This is a genomic window from Flavobacterium johnsoniae UW101 (genome assembly GCF_000016645.1).
Lineage (GTDB): Bacteria > Bacteroidota > Bacteroidia > Flavobacteriales > Flavobacteriaceae > Flavobacterium > Flavobacterium johnsoniae.
This window is the reverse complement of record NC_009441.1, coordinates 632,884-651,272: the sequence shown is the minus strand read 5'-3', so window position 1 is coordinate 651,272 and position 18,389 is coordinate 632,884. Positions and strand designations below refer to the sequence as shown.

Here is an 18,389-nt window from a genome sequence, read left to right as displayed (position 1 = left end):
TGTTTTTTTGATAAAATGTTATCAAAACAATTATTTAATTCTTTTTATTTGCCTGAATTACTTTTTTGGAGTTTGCTTTAATTGAGCCTTTTTTGCTGTTTTTTGAATTCCTACTACAGGTGTGGATTTGAGTGTTCCTGCAATTGGACTACAATCTTCCGGCGGACAAAACTCAATATATTGAACAGCTGTCTGGAACAGACATTCGTCTGTTTCTAAATGGTTTACATTTTTACCTGCCATCTTAGATGCATAATCAATAAAACAAGAAACAAGTGACTGATCTGCAGCAACGTATTGATTCAATGCAAGATATAAGGTATAATTAATGTCATCTATTGTTTTCTCTAAATCCCAACTGTTGTAATATAGTGACCATCTGGTATAATAATACACATCTGACTGTCGATCTGGAGAAAAAGAGAACTCAAACCCTGCAAAACTATTACCGCTTTCTCCTCCTAATTTTGTTTTGAAATTGTAAATTTTATCTTTTGGACCATTTGTAATGTACGGTACCAAAGCGGTAAATTCCGGGGTCATAGGACTTGTATTGATCTGTTCGTCAGTTTCACCAAGTAAGCATCTCATGACAAGACTTCTCATAAAATCTAAATACAGTTCTTTTACTATTTGTGATTTTGGATTAGTCTCCGTACAAGAATTATTAATTACACAACCAATTTTTTTAGTAAACTGAACAGGACAGTCAGTATCAGGATCAATTATGTCAAGAGTTACCTTGTAATATCCTGCTTTAGTTAATGTTATTGGAAATTTCTGTTGATCTCCGGTACTTACTAATGTATTATCTAAATCATAAAGATTCCATTGATAGGTATAAACCTTTCCATCATTTTCATCATAAGAGCGGAGAATTAAATCTTTTGTTTGATTTGCATCTATAAAAGCAACTTTATAGCTGTACTCTTCGTCAAAATTAATATCACCAGAAATATCACTTACATAAAATTGGCATTTTTCAACAACATTTAATTCTTTAGAAAAATGATGAGGACAGCCATATTGATCTGTAATGGTCAGTTTAAGAATTAAGCCAGCTGATGTTGTAGGTGTAAAGATGAATTCTTTTTCTGTTCCAGATGAAATAAGAGAACCGTTAAGGTCTGTTAATTCCCAATTAACGGGCAGATTTTCTTGTGAACTATAATCATACCAGAAAGTAAATTTGTTTGGAGCATTTATTAAGACATCTGAACTATAATAGAATTTATGATTATTGTTATAAATTGATCCAGTTACTAAGCCTGTATTTCGAGAACAATCGTATTCTAAATTATATGTTTTTTCAAGATTTAATATACACCCATTACCATCTGAAACTTCTACGGCAATCTTATATGTCCCTGAACCAGATTGGAAATAATATGGCGCATATTTATCAGTAGAATATTGAGAACTTACATTATCAGGTTTAGTAACAGTCCATTTGTAATTTAGATCTATTGCTTCGCTTTCAAACCAAAAATATACATATTGGTCTAATGAAATACTTTCTGCAGCAGGGTTTGATGCTATTGTGCCTTGAATACCGCATTCACCTGTTACAGTAACGATTTTGTCAATTGTAGTTTTACATCCAGAATTAAACAAATCATTTAATTCAAGAGTCACACGGTAATTACCAGTTGCATAATAAGCTTTATTTATTTTATTTGATGTTGATGTTGACTTAATTGAGCCGTCTAAATTATAGAATGTCCATTTATAACCTACACCATTACTGGTTGTACTATATTCAAAAGGAATAATTTGTCCGCTGGTAACTGTTTCCGGGATATTTGCAGATCCAGGAATAACAGGACATCCTCTAACTACATTAATGTTTTTTTCGATAATTGTATAACAATCGTTTTCATCCCATACAGTTAAAGTAACTTTATAATTATTAGGAAAAGTATACATTAAAGTAGGACTGCTTTCAGTCGTGGTTAAAAGGGGTGTATTATTTAAGCTGTGAAAAGTCCAATAATAGCGAAGGATAGTAGCAGTTGTTTCAAAAGAAAACGTAGTATTTTCATTTGTTGAAATTATAGGATTAGCAGTTTTAATCTCTCCAACGACATTAACGCAAGGTGGTTTTACTGTAGCAGTTACTGTAGTACGGAAAGTATTTTTACAACCGTTCGCATCAGTAACGATAAGTTTAACATTGTAATTGCCAGGATCTAAATAGTAAATATTAGCAGTATTTGTTGTAAATATAGTTATACTGCTGTTTACATTTCTGTATAGCGTCCATTCGTAAGTTAAATTTGTTGCAGTTGTTTCAAAAAGGAATTCCGTATTTGTTCCTGTAAATATATTAGGAGAAACTGTTTTTATTGTTCCAATTGCTGCTACACAGGCTGGGGCCGCTACAGTTATCATTTTCGTTAAAGTTGTAGTGCAATTATTTACATCTTTTGCTTCTAATTCAACTTTATAAGTTCCAGGAATTGTATAAGTCTGAAAAGCATTCGAAGTTGTTTGGTTTTCTCTTACACTATTGTCAGGATTGTAAAACGTCCAATTATAAGATAAGACAGAAGCGTTATTAGTTTCTAATGAAAAAACTGCTGGGGTATTTAAAGAAACGATTTCTGAATTTGTTTTGATTACACCTAACAAAGGATCACATTCATTAGGGCAAAAATCGATGTAGCGAATTTCAGATGCTCGTAAACAATCACCTGTATGTAAAACACTTTTAGCTGAAGCTTGTGAGTCTGATAGACACGAAATTAAATATTGATTTGAAGAAGCATATTGACTTAAATCAATATATATTTTAGATTCAATCATAGAAAGTAAATAATCTAAAGGCATACCTTGAGAATATTGTAAACTATGAGGAATAGAAATATAAATATCTGATGCTCTTTCTGGTGAAAATGAAAAAGAGACACTTGTAAATTCGTTAGCAGTACTTCTGGTAGTAGCAAAATTGTATATCCTGTTTTTTGCAGTGTTAGTTGTGATATATGGTTTTAAAGTATTAAATTCTGTAGGTACAGCACTAGAATTAATGTCTGCATCGCTTTCACCCATCATTGACCTTGAAATTAAATTCTTTAATAGGTTAATAACTAACCCTTTTACAACGGTGGATTGAGGATTTGTTCCTGTACAGCTGCTAGGAATAGTACATACTATTGATCTGACTAATTGGTATACACAGCCACTGGTATGATCTTTAAGATCTAAAACTGCTTTATAATAACCTCCTTTTACAGGCGTTATAGGAAAATTTAAATTGTTTCCTGAATCGACTACTTGATCATCTTCATTTAACAAACTCCATTTATATTCTAAATCATATTGAGGAGAATAGTTCTGACTAGAGAAAGTAATATTTGTAGTTTGATTTACAGAAATTGTTGCAGATTTGAATAGATCACTATCTGTTCCAACCTGGATATAAGAACGGCCAAATTGGATTACATTATCGCATAAAGAAGTACTTTGTTTGATAGTAACTGATTTTTGAAAGATAGATTTACATCCATTCGAATCTGTAACCTCCAGTCTAATTTCACTTGATCCGGGTAATAGGTAGGTAAAATCTACTGTTTTAGAGAAGAAAACGGTTGATTCATTAGTCTTATTTTGAGTAAATATCCATTTGTAAGTTAGATCTGTTGCCGGAGTTTCAAATGAAAAAGTAGTGTTTTTACTAACATATACTTCTGGAGTAGATGTCAATATTGTACCAGGAAGTGAAACACAGTTTGTATTCACACTTACTACAATAGTCTTTTCAAATGTAGCGCTGCATCCTTTTGAATCTGTAACTTCTAGAACAACATTATAATTTCCGGCAGTTCTATACAAATAATCCACATTGCTAGTCGTGAAATTTGTAAAACTCGTATTATCTGAATTATAAAATGTCCACTTATAAGTTAGATCTGTCGATAAAGTCTCTAGAGAAAAAACTGTTTTTCTGTTAGTAAAGAAATCATTACTAGATGTTTTCATCGTTCCAACGATTGGAGTACAAGGATTTGGACAGAAATTAATGTTTTTAATTTCTGAAGAATACCTGCAGTCTTTTTGCTCTAAAGCTGATTTTGCTAATGATCTGTCTTTAGCATAAGTCCAACATGAAAGTAAAGTTTCATCTGCCGTAACATATTGATTAATATCTATATAAACAGCATCATCTATATTTTTATATACGTAATCGCGTTGGAAATTAGTAAAAAGTCCGTCTCGTACTGAAATATGAACATCTGATTCTCTTTCTGGTGAAAATGAAAAATCTACATTTATAAGAATACCAAATTTATTTCTGGTTGTTTTATAATTATATATTTTATCATTAGGCGAATTAATAATAAATGGCTTTAGAGAAGTAAATTCTTCTAAAAACGGGCTGGCATTTATTTGAGCATCTGTTTCTCCAGTTACAGTTCGAAGAATAAGTTTTTTTATCAGAGCTCTAGTCAAATCTTTTACTTGATTTGATCTTTCGTTTGTTAGTGTGCAACTATTTTGTTTTACACTGCTAAATTTTCTTGAAACTTCTGTAAAACATCCTGTTTCAGGATCAGTAACTTTTAATGTTACTTTATAAAAGCCTTCAGTCGTCAATGTTATAGGGAATCTTGGTTGATTTCCTGTACTGATTAATTCAGAATTTGGACTATAAAAATTCCATTCGAGATTAAAAGTTTTACCCGTTTCATTATACCACTCACGGAAAAGCCCTAACTCAACAGTTTGATTAAGGTCTAGAAATAATACATCATTAAGGTATTCAGATTGACCGTTTAGACTGATATAACCATTACGAGTTAAATGTGTCATTCGACATGCGTCAACAGCTTCTAAAACGACACTAAAATCATATACGCAATCACTTTCGGGATCTGTTATTTTAAGATTTATTCTATAGTTTCCAACTGTTGGAGGAGTGACAGTAAAAACTGGATTTGACCCTGTTGAAACAATACTTCCATTTGGATTTAAAAATTCCCAATCGAATTGTTTTCCATCTAGGTCAAAATCATTACCAAAAAGTTTAACACTTAGTGAAGTGTTTTCTAATATTTCATCTAGGCTGGACCCTTCATATGTAAGTATTACTCCAGTTTTTCTACAATCTTTAATAACAGGAATTATTTTTTCGAATGTAGCTGTACAGCCATATAAATCTGTAATTTCTAAAACAACTTTATGTTCACCATTATTCTCAAAAATGATATCAAATGACTGGTAAGGCTTACTTGTTAAGAATGTACCATCAGGATTATAAAATTTCCAATTATAACTTAGATTTCGACTCATTGTATCAAAACTAAAGTAAGTAGATGTATTACTAAATACATTATTTGGTAAATTATTATAATCATAATCAAAACCTTTAACTATTATAGAACCAGTTTCTGAAGACAAACAAGGATTAGCATATTTGACAGTTATATATTTATCAAAACTTGTTGTACAGCCATTTTCCTGCATAACAATTAAGTTCATTCTATAAGTTCCAGGTGTATCGAATGATTTTAAAATATAATTACCCTCATAAGTTTCATTAGGAGTGTTATCTAAATTATAAAAGGTCCAATTATAGGTTAAATTTGGATAAGTACTGTCAAGATAAAATTCAATATTTGTATCAGTTGTAAAACTATTGTTAGATGGCATTATAGAAGCTCCAGTTACTTCTGTAGCACAAGCTATTTTTAAAGTAATAGGTTCTCTTTCTAAAACTAAATTTCGATCTGGATTTGTCGCAATAGTTATCTGCGGATGTGAAGATAAACAGTAATAATCCCCAGCATCAGATGCACCAAGATTTGAAATTGTATATTCTCTGTTTGTTGCTCCGTTGATTAAACCTCCATCAGGAAATTTACCTTTATACCATTGAAAAGTATCATTAATAGTGTACCTGTTATCAGTACACATTGTAAGAGTTGTGGAACTTCCAATATCAAAATTTTTGGTTTCTTTTGTATCTGTTTTTGCTTGATCAACATATTTAAAACCATAAAAATTTTTATATGTTTGATACTCATTTGCAAAGTCTATAAAACGAAATTTGTTATTATTAATATAAAAATTTCCAATTAAAGTTAACTGTGTAAGCCTGCTTGGTATAGTGCCGCTAAATTCATTGTTGTTTAAGAATAAATTACGAATGGATGTTAAATTGCCTATTTCTAAAGGTATGGAACCAGTTAATTGATTAAAAGACAAATCTAGCATTTGCACTTTAGATAATCCACCTAGTTCAGGAGGAATTGTACCTGTTAATTGATTATTACTTAAATTAAGATGTATTGCTTCAGGAAGGTTACCAATATTTGCTGGAATTGTACCTGTAAATTGATTGTGATCGAGATAAAGTAAGCCAATGTTTCTTAATCGGTTAATGCTGCTAGGTATTGGACCGCTTAATTGATTATTATCTAAATAAAGAGATACAAGGTTGTATAGTAAAATATCGTTAGTTAATGGACCGCTTAACTGATTGTTTCTAAAATAAACTTCTAGTAGGTTATAATATAAGTTACCAATTCCGGTAGGTATTGGTCCAGTTAATTGATTATTCGATAAGTTAAAAAATTTAAGACTTGATAAATTACTTATTTCATTTGGTATAGAGCCACTTAAATTATTGTATTCTAAAAAAAGAGCTTGTACCTTAGAAAGATTCCCAATTTGAGTTGGTATTGAACCACTTAATTGATTATGATATAAGTATAAATGAGTTACTTTTGATAAGTTTCCAATTTCAGGTGGTATAGAACCGGTAAGTTCATTGTTCCCTATAAAAAAAAACTCTACATTATTTAGATTCCCAAGTGAGCTTGGAATTGAACCACTTAATTTATTAAAACTTAAAGCAAACTGACTTAGATTAACAAGATTTCCCATTTGTGTAGGTATTGATCCAGCTAATTTATTATCATTTAAATAAAGAATTTTTAAGCTTAATAAATTTCCTATTTCATTAGGAATAGCACCACTTAGCTCATTGTCCTGTAAATAGAGTTGTTGAAGATTAGTTAAGCTACCAATTTCTGAAGCTAATGTCCCAGTCAAATTATTTTGTCCTAAATTAATGCTTGTTATAGTTCCATTAGTAACAGTAATTCCATACCAGCCATTAGTACCATCCCAAGAGGTAACAGGAGTACTAAAGTCCCAGCCTTGTTTGTTAATCCAATTGGCTCCATTTGTACTGTTGTATAACGCTTGTAAAGCAGCTTTTTCTGTTGAAGAAATATCTGCAGTCAGCGCAGATTTATTAGTCAGTGCTTTTGCTTTTGTTTCTTTTAAAATTTCATTCTCATTTTGTTTTATTTTGGCATATTGATTCGTATGCATTTTTCTTAATAACGAAATTTCAAATTCAATGTCAGCTTCTGCAACACCTTTTTCTTTTAATGATGCTGTTATTTTAGAAACATTCAACCCAATTTCCTCATCTGTATACTGCTGAGCAAACCCTGCAGTACTAATAAAAAAACTAATAATAGTAAAAACTAATGTATATTTTAATTTCATCTGGATCTTCATTATTTTTTAGCGGTTACAGTACTAGGAATTTCATTGCATGAAACCACCTGTTTTTTTATTATTGCTTTTTTACTCGGAGATATTTTTAAACTTTTTCTTCCGGTATGTGCTTGTCTGTCAGAAACACTCACATCATTTGTTTTTAGTTGTGCCTGGAAGTCAAAATGTGATTCAGTGCCGCAGTTAGACAAATCATAATCTTCAAAACCATCAGAAGCAAGCTCAGTATATTTAGTATTTGAAGCCACAGCAACCGGAAAACGATTATTGTATCCAAATAGAGCCGAAGAATAACGTTTTAAAGCATCCTTATTTTCAATTTCCTGTCCGGCAGGATTATATTGTGTTACTTCAGAGGCAAAAGTCCATCTGTCGTAATTAGATGCGGTCTTACCCCAGACATTCTTAGTAGTGTCATATACATAGAAAGGGTAGAAGTCGTTAAAGAAACCTGTTTTACGAGGTGTTGGATCTACAGTGTAATTTCTTCCGGTTAGATACGCATAAGATTTATTAGCTCTCCAATTACCGAGTATGTTATACAAATATGGGTTGAATGACCTTTTCGCAATATCATCTTCTTCAGCGGTATTGTTTTCTTTTTCATATTCAAAAACAAGATTTCCGTTTTCAAAAACCATTTTTGGTAAATTACATTCGCATTGAGATGGCCATACATCATTGTACTGAACTGCAGATGCATTTACAATTCGGTTGCTTGAATCAGATGACATGAAAGGATTATTGCCTATATTGGTTTTTATAGTTGTTATTTTATTGTTACCATCATAATTGTATAAAGGATTGGTCATTGAAGTTACGCTCGCCATAGAAGCCGTTTGAAGGTTTCTATATCCTGAACGGATTACTTTCATCTTAGCAGTATTGATTACATCAGACTTAATAAGGATACCTTTTTCATCAATAAGCTTAAAGTTGTCTTTCGTAACATGAACTGCCCAGGCTTTCATAAGAGTTTTCGTTTTTCCGTCTGGAGCTAAGCCATTTAACCACAATTCATCACCATCTACTAAATAATCAGATTCTAGAAAAGTTTTTATACCTTCATCCTTAAGTTGATATTGGTTATTACCAGTTTTAGTAATATCCCATTCAAGTCCAATGTTTTTAGCAGCCTGACTCATTCCTGCATAACTCCAATAAGCCGGGAAATTAAAACTAAAGTACTTATCGTTGTATTCATTTACAGTTTCAGTCAGCAATACCTCTCCAGTTTCAGCATCATATGCAAGATTTTTTGTAGATACCTTAGAACCAAGATCGTATGCTATAGTTTCTGAAAGTATAGCCGTAGTATGAATAACTTTTGTAGTCACAGCAGATCGAAGCTGACTTTCATATTGAGAATAACTAGGCAATGGAACAGGTACGACAATAATGGCTAAGAATATAGGTATCCCCGCAGTATTGTAATGAATACCGGCAATTTGTGTAGTAGATTTATTTTCTCTAAAGTCATTTATTACGTCATAATCAACACCAACTAACTTAGACGCAATATTTCCTTTTGAATCAATAGTCTGAACAGTATTGTTTAGTCTGCCTTCATTTCTGTTTTGAGCGTCTGTTATTGTATTGTATTTATAATCAACACCTGAGATGAAATCTTTTTGACCTTCACCATACACACGCTGATTTTTCATTTTACCATCCATATCATTCGTATGAACAGAAAACCCCTGAGATAAAGTAATATGATCTTTAACCTTCAAATTAAGAAGACTGGCCAATGCCGATGATTTATCATAATTTAAGGACAAAGTAGTACGGTCTGTTAGCGTTGGGAAATCTTTTGTGGTATAAAACTCCGTTACTACAGATCCTGTAGCATGTTTTTTTACAGAATTTGTCACAACATTTGATTCATTATGTTTCTCTCTGGATAAATTCGCAACCGTTACACGGCTATAAGTTACTTTCGGAGCAGGGAAAAAAGATTCGCCAAAAGGTTCTTCAACATAATTGGTATTGTCCGGACCAAGTGGCAAATCCCTTTTATTCTGATCATAAAAAGGTTTTACAAAAGGATTTTCCTTACATCCTAATGGCTCATAAGTTGCAACACCAGACGATTTTCCATTTTCTGTTTCATATACATATTTCTGTCCGTAAGATTGCTGATATAATTCTTTATTAGTATTTGCAGTCATAACGTCCCATTGGTCATTGATAGCGATATTTTTAACCCTTGTACCGCCTCCAACTTTCTTTCCAGTAGGCTGTATAAGTCTAATCCATGATTTATTGGTAATGAATCTGCTTGCTATTTCGGTTTGTTCTAATTTTGCATTTGGACTTTTGAAAATATCCAGAATAGTTGGCAGCCAGCCAATCATTTCCATAACAATACTTTTCAGATCAGTCGTATCTTCTTCATTATACATACTGTAAACTAATCTGTTAAGGTTTTGTCTTCCAAAGTTCCATCCTGCTTTTGAGATTGGGTTTACTTCATGTGAATCTTTGTTAAAGCCATCGCCTTTTCCAACATAATCAATTGGTATTGCAACATATTGTTTATCGTTTACTTCAAGAAAACCACAATCAACAGTTTTATTCTTAATTCCCTCGATATTAAGATATCCGGTAACATAATCATATTTATCTGTGCTGTCAACTCCTGGTAATGGATTTGGATTTACCATGTTTAACAGAAACCTGAAATATAACGGATTAGATGCATCTCCAACATTTTTTAAGTATTGATCATAAAACTCTTTAGAATTATCAACTTTATGATCTAATTGTACATAGATGTATTTTCCAAGGGTTTTTCTTTCAATTCCATTAGAAATATTGTTTGCAGTAAGTCCTTCTTTTGAACCGCTTCCCACCACTTTAAACATTTGCATGGCATCTTTGTTTTGTACAGAACTATAATCGTCTGCTTCGTAGTTTAATTCCATCTGGCCTCCAGACGGTAAGCGAATAGATTTAAGAAGCCAGGCACTGGCATATTCATCTGCCTGTGTTCTGTTGCTTTGGTCCACAAATGGAAATTCAGCATTTGATAATTGAGCTAATGTTCCTTCATTTACACCTTCTTTCACTTTTTTGTAATTACCCCAAACATCATAAGCCTTCATGTCATAATCTGGATTAAAACCATAATTAAAGACATAAGGCGTATATTTCCCCATATTAGAATTCTTATAGGTAAAGTAAACTTTGCTGAGAGTTAATTTTCCTTCATTATTGATGCTGTTGTCAATACCTTTGCATAAGCTGTAATTGTATTCAAAATTTGCTTCTTTAATTGGAGTAGCATTATCTCCTTGAGCTAAATATTCTGGTTTTGAATAAAGTGAAATTTTATCGAGCTTATACATTTTGGAATCGTAACCAATACCGCCATTTTCACCCTTAACACCATAAGCATCGTTTCTTTCTGAAAGATGAAAAACAGCGACATGTGTTTTAGTCACAATTTTTTTGATATAAAGGAGTTCTTTTTCTCCATATTGATAATTTCCTTTGTCATCTTTTTTACTTGAACGTAAACCTTCATCATAATTGGCTTCGTTTTCTTTAAAAGGAATTCTCCATTTATATAAATGTTCTGCAGTTTTATTATCGTACTCGAATTTTGTATAATTCCCTAAATCGTCATCTGTTGGGCCGTCATTTTTTAAATCCTGATAATCAGCAGATAATACAGAAGTTAATAAATAAGAGTGTGCATATGGAGGTGTTGTAACTCTATTAAAGTATTGATCTCCGCCTTTTTTATTGTTGGCAGAATTATCGCCTGAGTCATAATGAATTAATCCATTTCTATAATCTAATTTTTCAGCAGGCCTGTCTTTATCACTAACATCAAAAGTTACTTCTTTTTTAAGTGTATTATAGGCAGCTCTACCATAAATATATCTTTCTCCGCCTTCTTTAGTAATCCTGATTTCAGTTGTATGATGATCTCTCGAATATTCACTTGGCTGTAGTTTAGAACCAAATCTTTTTGCTTCAACTTTAGTTAATTTTTGTATAGATTGATTTCTAGACAACCTCGATGATTCTCTTTTAACAGCTCCAGTATAGGCAATTGCACCGGTGTTTTTAGCATATTTCACATCTGTGCTTCTTGAAAACTTGCCTCCGCTCAATCCTAGTTTTACAGCGTCGTAACCTCCCAATTTAGTGTTGAATAAGTCTAGTTCTTTGTCGACATGGTTACCTCCAATATTCTTAAAAAACACTTTTTCATAGTCAGGTCTGTTATTTGTTTTATTCTCCTTAAATCTTCCCAAAGCCGGATTCGATGCGCTCCAAAGAGATGTATTGCTTTTACCTAAAGTTACTGTAGCATCAATTCCCCAATGTGTTAAACCACCGGCACCAAGTTCTAAACCTAGGTTTGCACCAACACTATCATCGTTTGTTTCTTTATCGAATACATAACCTACCTGAGATTTGTATGGTCTAAACATTCCCGAGATCCCTTGTCCCTGAATGTTATATAAGTCATAAGTGTTATTAGTAAGAGGAAGAGAAGTAGTGTTTTTGTTAAATGTTCTGTCCTTTTCTCTGTTAAAATCTAAAACATCTGCAGTAGAAGCATTGTATGTGTTTTCAAAACCATAAGCTCTTTCTGTTTTATATTTTTCAGAATTCTTTATTCCCTGACTTGTTCTGTATCCGGTAAATTTCATTCCAGGCTCAATACCCCAGAATTCTCCCTCTATATTTAAATTAAAGATAAAATTGGAAGATACCATACCAACTCTTTTCGTTGGAGTGAAAGAGGCATCGATAAAAGATGTAGATCCGCTTCCAGCGAATCCATTAATGGTACGAGTTTTTTCATTGCCAGCTTTATCTTTAATTTTTTTTAGATTCATAGATGCAGAATAAGTTACATTTTCAACACCTTTTCTGCTGTTATAGCTTATACCAAAATTACCGGTTGGAGTATTGTCTCTTGTTTTTTTTGTGTCATCGATATCTTGATAAGCTACACTTGGTGAAGCAGAGACACCTTCTGAAGCAGATGATTCCAAGTTCATTCCAACCCTTATATTATTTGCAATTTGAGCGCTCAAACCACCGCTTGCAGTAGCTCCAAAACCTTCATAATTATTGTACTTAATGCTCATTCCAACATTTGCTTTCACCTCATTAACACCAAATGCACCAAAAAAAACATTAAAATCAGATCCTACAGTAACATTTGGTTTCATGTTGTTTTCATAGGTCATTTCATCACCATTGAAATCATCTGGAAGTCCGCGCATTTGTCTTGTAATCTGCCCAACATTTAAATCCCATCCTAATCCTACCCATGAAGCTTCTTGATCCATAGTCACTCCAGAATTGTAAGCTAAGTTTATTGGATAACCTCCAACATCCATAATAGGAATGTTGTAATTAAAATCACCGCTGGCAAGATCCACCATATCAGAAGTCCCGATAGGAGTAAAAGATTCGAATTCCGGCTGTGAAGGTCCTCCTGTCAATGCATACATCTGCATTGGCTGTAAAGTTTCCAAAAGAATCATCATCGCTAAGTAAATCGCGACCGTTTTTTTAAGCTTACTAATTTTTGGCTGAATCATAAGGCTATTTGGGTATAGGTGTCTTTAAATTGAAATTTTAAGGTTCCTTTTCTAAAAAGGTAATCGCTGTAAACTAATTGTATTTTTTCATTAGGATCGATTCCGGAAAAAAACAATAATACTTTTTGATAAGGAGCTATTTTATAAGTGCGTTCGTAGTTAACACCAGAACAAGCAATGGTGTCTTTTTTTGAAGTGACAACATAAAAATCTTTCTCTAGTCCAAACGACATATATTTTACTGCATCAGTATAATCGATACCTGTAAATTTTTTTTCGAGTAAATCTTTTTCTTCGTCCTGTTGAAAAGTAAATTCAATAATTCGTTCTCTTTTATTTTTCTCATAAAGAGAATCAACAGGAATTAGATTTTCAGTTCCTAAATCTTTTAATAAATAATATTGAATAGGAACTTCAATAGCAGTAAAAGCAATATCATCTGCTTTTTGAGTATAAGCACGAGATTTCCATCCTATTTTTTCAAGATTAAAATAGCGGTCTCTAATTTCTGAATTTTTAGAATCGTTTTTTGTTTCCTTTTTACAGGAGATAAAAAACAAAACACAAAAAATACAAAACAACTTATTTAAGTCCTTCATATCTTTTGTTTATATAAGTAAGTAATTCTTTTGTTACGGTAATTTTTTCATCGGCATATAAAACAGTAGTTTTATTTTCGGTACCAATTATTAAGTCGTAATTATTTTCTTTTGAAAAATCTTCTGAGTAGCTATTGATGCGTGACCAGATTTTTGAAGATTCAGTTGCAGCGTAGATTTGATTAAATTGTTCCAGTTCTTCTTTTTCCTGGATAAACTGCTTCATCAAAACTTCTTTTTGAGATGCGTTGATAGATTTTGATTGTATTTGAGAATATAAATTATCAAGCGCAATTTTTTTTGAAATAAATTCTTTCTCTCCTTTACTTTTTAATTCTTTGGTCATTGAAAAACCATTAAATAATTCTGTAGTATCTACATAAACTATTTTTGTTTTAGATGTAAAACTTGTCAGAATTACATAAAAAATTAGTGAGAAAACTAGTAAAGAATTGATAATGAGCAACAAACTGCTCTTGTGTTTTATCATGGAAAGCCTTGTTAAATTTGTGGTGTAAAAATAGTTTTTTATTTTTTTTAACAAAGAAAATTCTCATTTTATTTTTGATAATTATTGATTTTTTTAGCTTTAATTGTGAGATTTATTGTGTTTAATTCATTGAATTAAGAAAAAATATGATTTTTATTATAGGTTTTTACTTACCGTTAAAAATGTTAAAGTTTTGATAATTAAGATGTTAAATATTTTTATGCTATTTGATATATAAAATCAATTCATTATTTTATTGTGTTTTTCTATGAAAAATATTTTTTTTGAAAAATAAATAGGAAATATAAAATGTAAGAATTGAAAATAAAGCACCTAACTATTTAGTAGGAATAGTATTAAAAATAATTTATGCTTTAAGGAAAAAATATTACTTTTATTAAATAAAAACAAAACCCTTGTAAAACTAAATTTACAAGGGTTTTTAATTTTGTGGAGAATACCGGATTCGAACCGGTCACCCCTTGCCTGCCAGGCAAGTACTCTAGCCAAATGAGCTAATCCCCCAAAGTCATAGCAAATAAAGTCATTTAATTTTCAAAAAACAAATTTAGGAGCCTAACAGGCAAAATATTTTTCAAAAGTGTAACTTTACATTAAAACTGTTTTTATGAGTTCAGAAATTATAAAGGGTTCTTTACAAACCTCTTTTCAAAATACAATTGCCACGGTGCAGTTTGGACATCCGGCAAGTAATTCTTTCCCGCGTGAATTATTAGACCGACTTACATCTGAAATTAATGAATTAAGCCGAAATGAAAAAGTTTCGGTAATTATATTAAAAAGTGAAGGCGCAAAAGCATTTTGTTCAGGCGCTTCGTTTGATGAACTTTTGCAGGTAGAAAATGAAGAACAGGGAACTGAATTTTTCTCTGGTTTTGCACATTTAATAAATGCAATGCGCAATTGTAATAAGTTGATTATTGGCCGCGTTCAGGGAAAAGCTGTTGGAGGCGGTGTAGGAATTATATCTGCCTGTGATTATGTTTTTGCAACTCAAGAAAGTGATATAAAATTATCTGAACTTGCCATTGGCATTGGACCTTTTGTGATCGAACCGGCAGTTTCACGAAAAATAGGTAAAACAGCAATGGTCGAAATGACTTTGACGGCGCACGCATGGAAATCGGCAGAGTGGGCTTTTCAAAAAGGATTATATTCTGTTTTAAGCAATGCTGAAAATCTTGATGCCGAAGTTGAAAATTTTGCGCAAAAATTAAGTTCATACAATCCCGAATCTTTAAAAGAAATGAAAAAGATTATCTGGGAAGGTACAGAACAATGGGAATCTCTTTTGTTCGAACGTGCAGCTATTACAGGTAAACTCGTTTTATCTGATTTCAGCAGAAATGCTTTGTTACAGTTTAAAAAATAGGTATGATATAAGTCATTGATTTTAGAGAAATAGTAACATAGTTTTGAAAAACATTTTAAGAACAATTTTTCACTATATAAATTATTGAACATGACTATCATTTCACTATTTCAAAATGTCGATGTTGCAGAAAAAATAAAACACGCGCCAGACAGCAGTTACCAAATAGGAGTTGTTATTGGATCTTTCATTCCGTTTCTGGTTTTAGGAGGAATTGCCTTGTGGATGTATAACCGTGCTAAAAAAAGAGATAAAAACGGTTATTAATTTGTAAATTTGCAACCTTAAATTAAAAATCGATGAGTAATATCAGAATTACAAAACAATTTAGCTTCGAAACCGGGCATGCATTGTACGGTTACGACGGAAAATGCAAAAACGTTCACGGGCACAGTTATAAATTATCGGTAACGGTTATTGGTTCGCCAATTACAGACCGATCGAATGTAAAGTTCGGAATGGTAATTGACTTTTCTGATCTAAAGAAAATTGTAAAAGAAGAAATCGTCGATCAGTTTGATCATGCGACTGTTTTTAACCAAACGACACCGCATATAGAATTGGCAAATGAATTAAAAAATCGCGGCCATCATGTTATTTTAGTTGATTATCAGCCAACGAGTGAAAACATGGTTGTAGATTTTGCAGAAAGAATTAAAAACCGTCTGCCTGTTGGAATTTCTCTTTTCTCATTAAAACTTCAGGAAACAGAATCTTCGTTTGCAGAGTGGTACGCATCTGATAATTTGTAAAAAAGTCCAAAGTCAAAAGGTTTTATCTTAGTTGTTTAAAAATCTAAGAAGTCTAACAATCTAACAATCTAAATGAAAAAAGTATATTTTGCTTCAGATCAGCATTTTGGTGCGCCGACTCCAGAATTGAGTTTACCGCGCGAAAAGAAATTCGTAGCCTGGCTTGATGAGGTTAAAGAAGATGCAGAAGCGATTTTTTTATTAGGAGATTTATTTGATTTTTGGTTTGAATATAAAACCGTTGTACCAAAAGGATTTGTTCGAATTTTAGGTAAACTGGCTGAAATTCGCGACAGCGGTATTCCCATTTATTTTTTTGTTGGAAATCATGATCTTTGGATGAATGATTATTTTGAAACCGAATTGAATATTCCGGTTTATCACGATAACAAAGAATTTACTTTTAACGGGAAGACCTTTTTAATTGGTCACGGAGACGGAAAAGGTCCAGGCGATAAAGGGTATAAAAGAATGAAAAAGGTATTTACAAATCCGTTTTCAAAATGGCTTTTCCGCTGGCTTCATCCAGATGTTGGTGTTAGTTTAGCACAATATTTATCAGTTAAAAATAAATTGATTTCTGGTGATGAAGATATTAAGTTTTTAGGTGAAGAAAAAGAATGGCTTATCTTGTATGCTAAACGAAAACTAGAAACCAAACATTATAATTATTTTATTTTTGGGCATCGTCATTTACCAATGATTCGTCCAGTTGGCGAAAATTCCGAGTATGTTAACCTGGGCGACTGGATTGGCTACTTTACTTATGGCGTTTTCGACGGAGAAACTTTCGAACTTAAGGAATACAAGAAATAATTACTTCTTATTAGCCGGGTAAATTCCAATTTTGTGTGTTCGTAAAGAATAACTAGACATTGCGGCAGTATTTGACTGCTGAAATCGAATAGCATTTGAATCCTGTTTTGGCATATGGCATTCTATGCAATTTTCTGCCATTGCTGTTTTTGATACAGTTTTTAGGGTTTCTGGAGTGTGTTTTGGATCCTGATGACAGCTCATACAGATTTTAGAATATGAAACCATGCTTTTAGAAGTATTCTCATGCGGATTGTGGCAGTTCATACAAGTCATAGTTTCGTTTTTCTTGAAACATTTACTTTGAGATAATAATCCAAGCTGATTGCCGTGAACATCATAAACTTTATTATCATTTGATCCCGGAACGCCTCTAAAATAATCCAGAAGATTATCGCCGGGTCTAAACTCAAAACGAGATTTTATTTTTAGTTTATCATTTCCTGAATGACAAATTGCACAGGCATCTATTTTTTGTTGTCGGGTTAATTTTTTAAAAGAAACAATATCCTGTGCCAGTTTTAAATCAGGAAACTTTAAATGAGTCTGCACATGTTTTTTTGCCGGGCCGTGGCATCGCTCGCAGTCTATGCCATAGATTAACGTTTTTGGGTTCATAAAGTCTTCTACTTCCATGTTCGTAAACGTAATGCTGTCTGAACTCGTTGTAATATATCTGCTTGCTATGTTTGAACTATGACAGCCGTAACATTCTTTTTCAATCTTTCTCTCAAAATTTGGTACAGTTGCCGAATATCCTGGACTTGTAGCCCAGCTGTTCAAAGATTTATAATAAGAAACAGGCAATTCGTATGTGTAATGATTCTTCCAATATGCACTGGTTTGAGCATGTTTAACACCAAATAAAACCTCAAAAGGATAAGCTTCTACTTCTTTATTGTTTTTATATAAAACCTGATATAAAGTATCGTTTCGCTCTTCCATCACCAGTTTGGTGTTTTTGTCGTATACAAAAGTGTTTTTTCCTTTCGAAAAATGACCCAAAACGTTTTCTTTAAGAGCGGGAGAAGTTGCTTTAAAATGTGAACTGTGAAAAGCAGATTCTGATTCTGCTTTATGACATTGAATACAGCTTTCTGAACCGGCATAGTTAGTACCACGCGGATCAATGTATTCATCTGATTTGTTTGTGCAGTTTGTTAAGAAAACCGACAAAACCATAAAAGCAATAATAATGCAGGTATTTTTCATTGTCGTAAATATACTTTATTT

General features: G+C 32.3%; 9 protein-coding genes and 1 tRNA gene. 4 read left to right on the top strand and 6 right to left on the bottom strand.

The window, feature by feature from the left end; genetic code table 11:
• Nucleotides 1-57: 57 nt before the first annotated feature.
• The 5 genes from FJOH_RS03160 to FJOH_RS03140 all read right to left on the bottom strand — a co-directional run bounded on the left by FJOH_RS03160 (nucleotide 58) and on the right by FJOH_RS03140 (nucleotide 14,720).
• Complete coding sequence (locus tag FJOH_RS03160) at nucleotides 58-7,521, bottom strand: PKD domain-containing protein (protein ID WP_159436658.1); 7,464 nt, start codon at nucleotides 7,519-7,521, stop codon at nucleotides 58-60.
• 11 nt (nucleotides 7,522-7,532) lie between these two features.
• Nucleotides 7,533-13,106, bottom strand: a complete 5,574-nt coding sequence (locus tag FJOH_RS03155; protein WP_012022691.1) for a hypothetical protein — start codon at nucleotides 13,104-13,106, stop codon at nucleotides 7,533-7,535.
• Nucleotides 13,103-13,705 (bottom strand): hypothetical protein, encoded by a 603-nt coding sequence (locus tag FJOH_RS03150; protein ID WP_012022690.1) that lies wholly within the window; start codon nucleotides 13,703-13,705, stop codon nucleotides 13,103-13,105. Before FJOH_RS03150 ends, FJOH_RS03155 begins: the two co-directional genes overlap by 4 nt.
• Nucleotides 13,689-14,195: an OmpH family outer membrane protein gene (locus tag FJOH_RS03145; RefSeq protein WP_012022689.1), complete on the bottom strand. Its 507-nt coding sequence runs from the start codon at nucleotides 14,193-14,195 to the stop codon at nucleotides 13,689-13,691. The genes FJOH_RS03150 and FJOH_RS03145 overlap by 17 nt, the downstream gene beginning before the upstream one ends.
• Nucleotides 14,196-14,646: 451 nt before the next feature.
• A tRNA-Ala gene (locus tag FJOH_RS03140) sits at nucleotides 14,647-14,720 on the bottom strand.
• A gap of 103 nt (nucleotides 14,721-14,823) precedes the next feature.
• Between FJOH_RS03140 and FJOH_RS03135 the strand changes: the two genes are divergently transcribed.
• The 4 genes from FJOH_RS03135 (at nucleotide 14,824) to FJOH_RS03125 (ending at nucleotide 17,156) form a co-directional block, all read left to right on the top strand.
• Nucleotides 14,824-15,588, top strand: a complete 765-nt coding sequence (locus FJOH_RS03135; protein ID WP_012022688.1) for an enoyl-CoA hydratase/isomerase family protein — start codon at nucleotides 14,824-14,826, stop codon at nucleotides 15,586-15,588.
• Between the two features lie 90 nt (nucleotides 15,589-15,678).
• Entirely contained in the window at nucleotides 15,679-15,855 is a 177-nt protein-coding gene (locus FJOH_RS26900) for a hypothetical protein (protein ID WP_012022687.1), read from the top strand.
• Nucleotides 15,856-15,887: 32 nt separating this feature from the next.
• Nucleotides 15,888-16,340, top strand: a complete 453-nt coding sequence (locus FJOH_RS03130; RefSeq protein ID WP_012022686.1) for a 6-pyruvoyl trahydropterin synthase family protein — start codon at nucleotides 15,888-15,890, stop codon at nucleotides 16,338-16,340.
• Between the two features lie 72 nt (nucleotides 16,341-16,412).
• On the top strand, nucleotides 16,413-17,156 hold the full coding sequence (locus FJOH_RS03125; protein WP_012022685.1) for a UDP-2,3-diacylglucosamine diphosphatase: 744 nt from the start codon (nucleotides 16,413-16,415) through the stop codon (nucleotides 17,154-17,156).
• Here the strand turns inward: FJOH_RS03125 and FJOH_RS03120 are convergent, their stop codons facing one another.
• On the bottom strand, nucleotides 17,157-18,368 hold the full coding sequence (locus FJOH_RS03120) for a cytochrome c3 family protein (protein ID WP_012022684.1): 1,212 nt from the start codon (nucleotides 18,366-18,368) through the stop codon (nucleotides 17,157-17,159).
• Nucleotides 18,369-18,389 lie beyond the last annotated feature (21 nt).

What these genes read in the sequence shown, in the direction of transcription:
- FJOH_RS03160 (WP_159436658.1), bottom strand. Translation starts at nt 7,521, where the DNA reads ATGAAATTAAAATATACATTAGTTTTTACTATTATTAGTTTTTTTATT.
- FJOH_RS03155 (WP_012022691.1), bottom strand. Translation starts at nt 13,106, where the DNA reads ATGATTCAGCCAAAAATTAGTAAGCTTAAAAAAACGGTCGCGATTTAC.
- FJOH_RS03150 (WP_012022690.1), bottom strand. Translation starts at nt 13,705, where the DNA reads ATGAAGGACTTAAATAAGTTGTTTTGTATTTTTTGTGTTTTGTTTTTT.
- FJOH_RS03145 (WP_012022689.1), bottom strand. Translation starts at nt 14,195, where the DNA reads ATGATAAAACACAAGAGCAGTTTGTTGCTCATTATCAATTCTTTACTA.
- FJOH_RS03135 (WP_012022688.1), top strand. Translation starts at nt 14,824, where the DNA reads ATGAGTTCAGAAATTATAAAGGGTTCTTTACAAACCTCTTTTCAAAAT.
- FJOH_RS26900 (WP_012022687.1), top strand. Translation starts at nt 15,679, where the DNA reads ATGACTATCATTTCACTATTTCAAAATGTCGATGTTGCAGAAAAAATA.
- FJOH_RS03130 (WP_012022686.1), top strand. Translation starts at nt 15,888, where the DNA reads ATGAGTAATATCAGAATTACAAAACAATTTAGCTTCGAAACCGGGCAT.
- FJOH_RS03125 (WP_012022685.1), top strand. Translation starts at nt 16,413, where the DNA reads ATGAAAAAAGTATATTTTGCTTCAGATCAGCATTTTGGTGCGCCGACT.
- FJOH_RS03120 (WP_012022684.1), bottom strand. Translation starts at nt 18,368, where the DNA reads ATGAAAAATACCTGCATTATTATTGCTTTTATGGTTTTGTCGGTTTTC.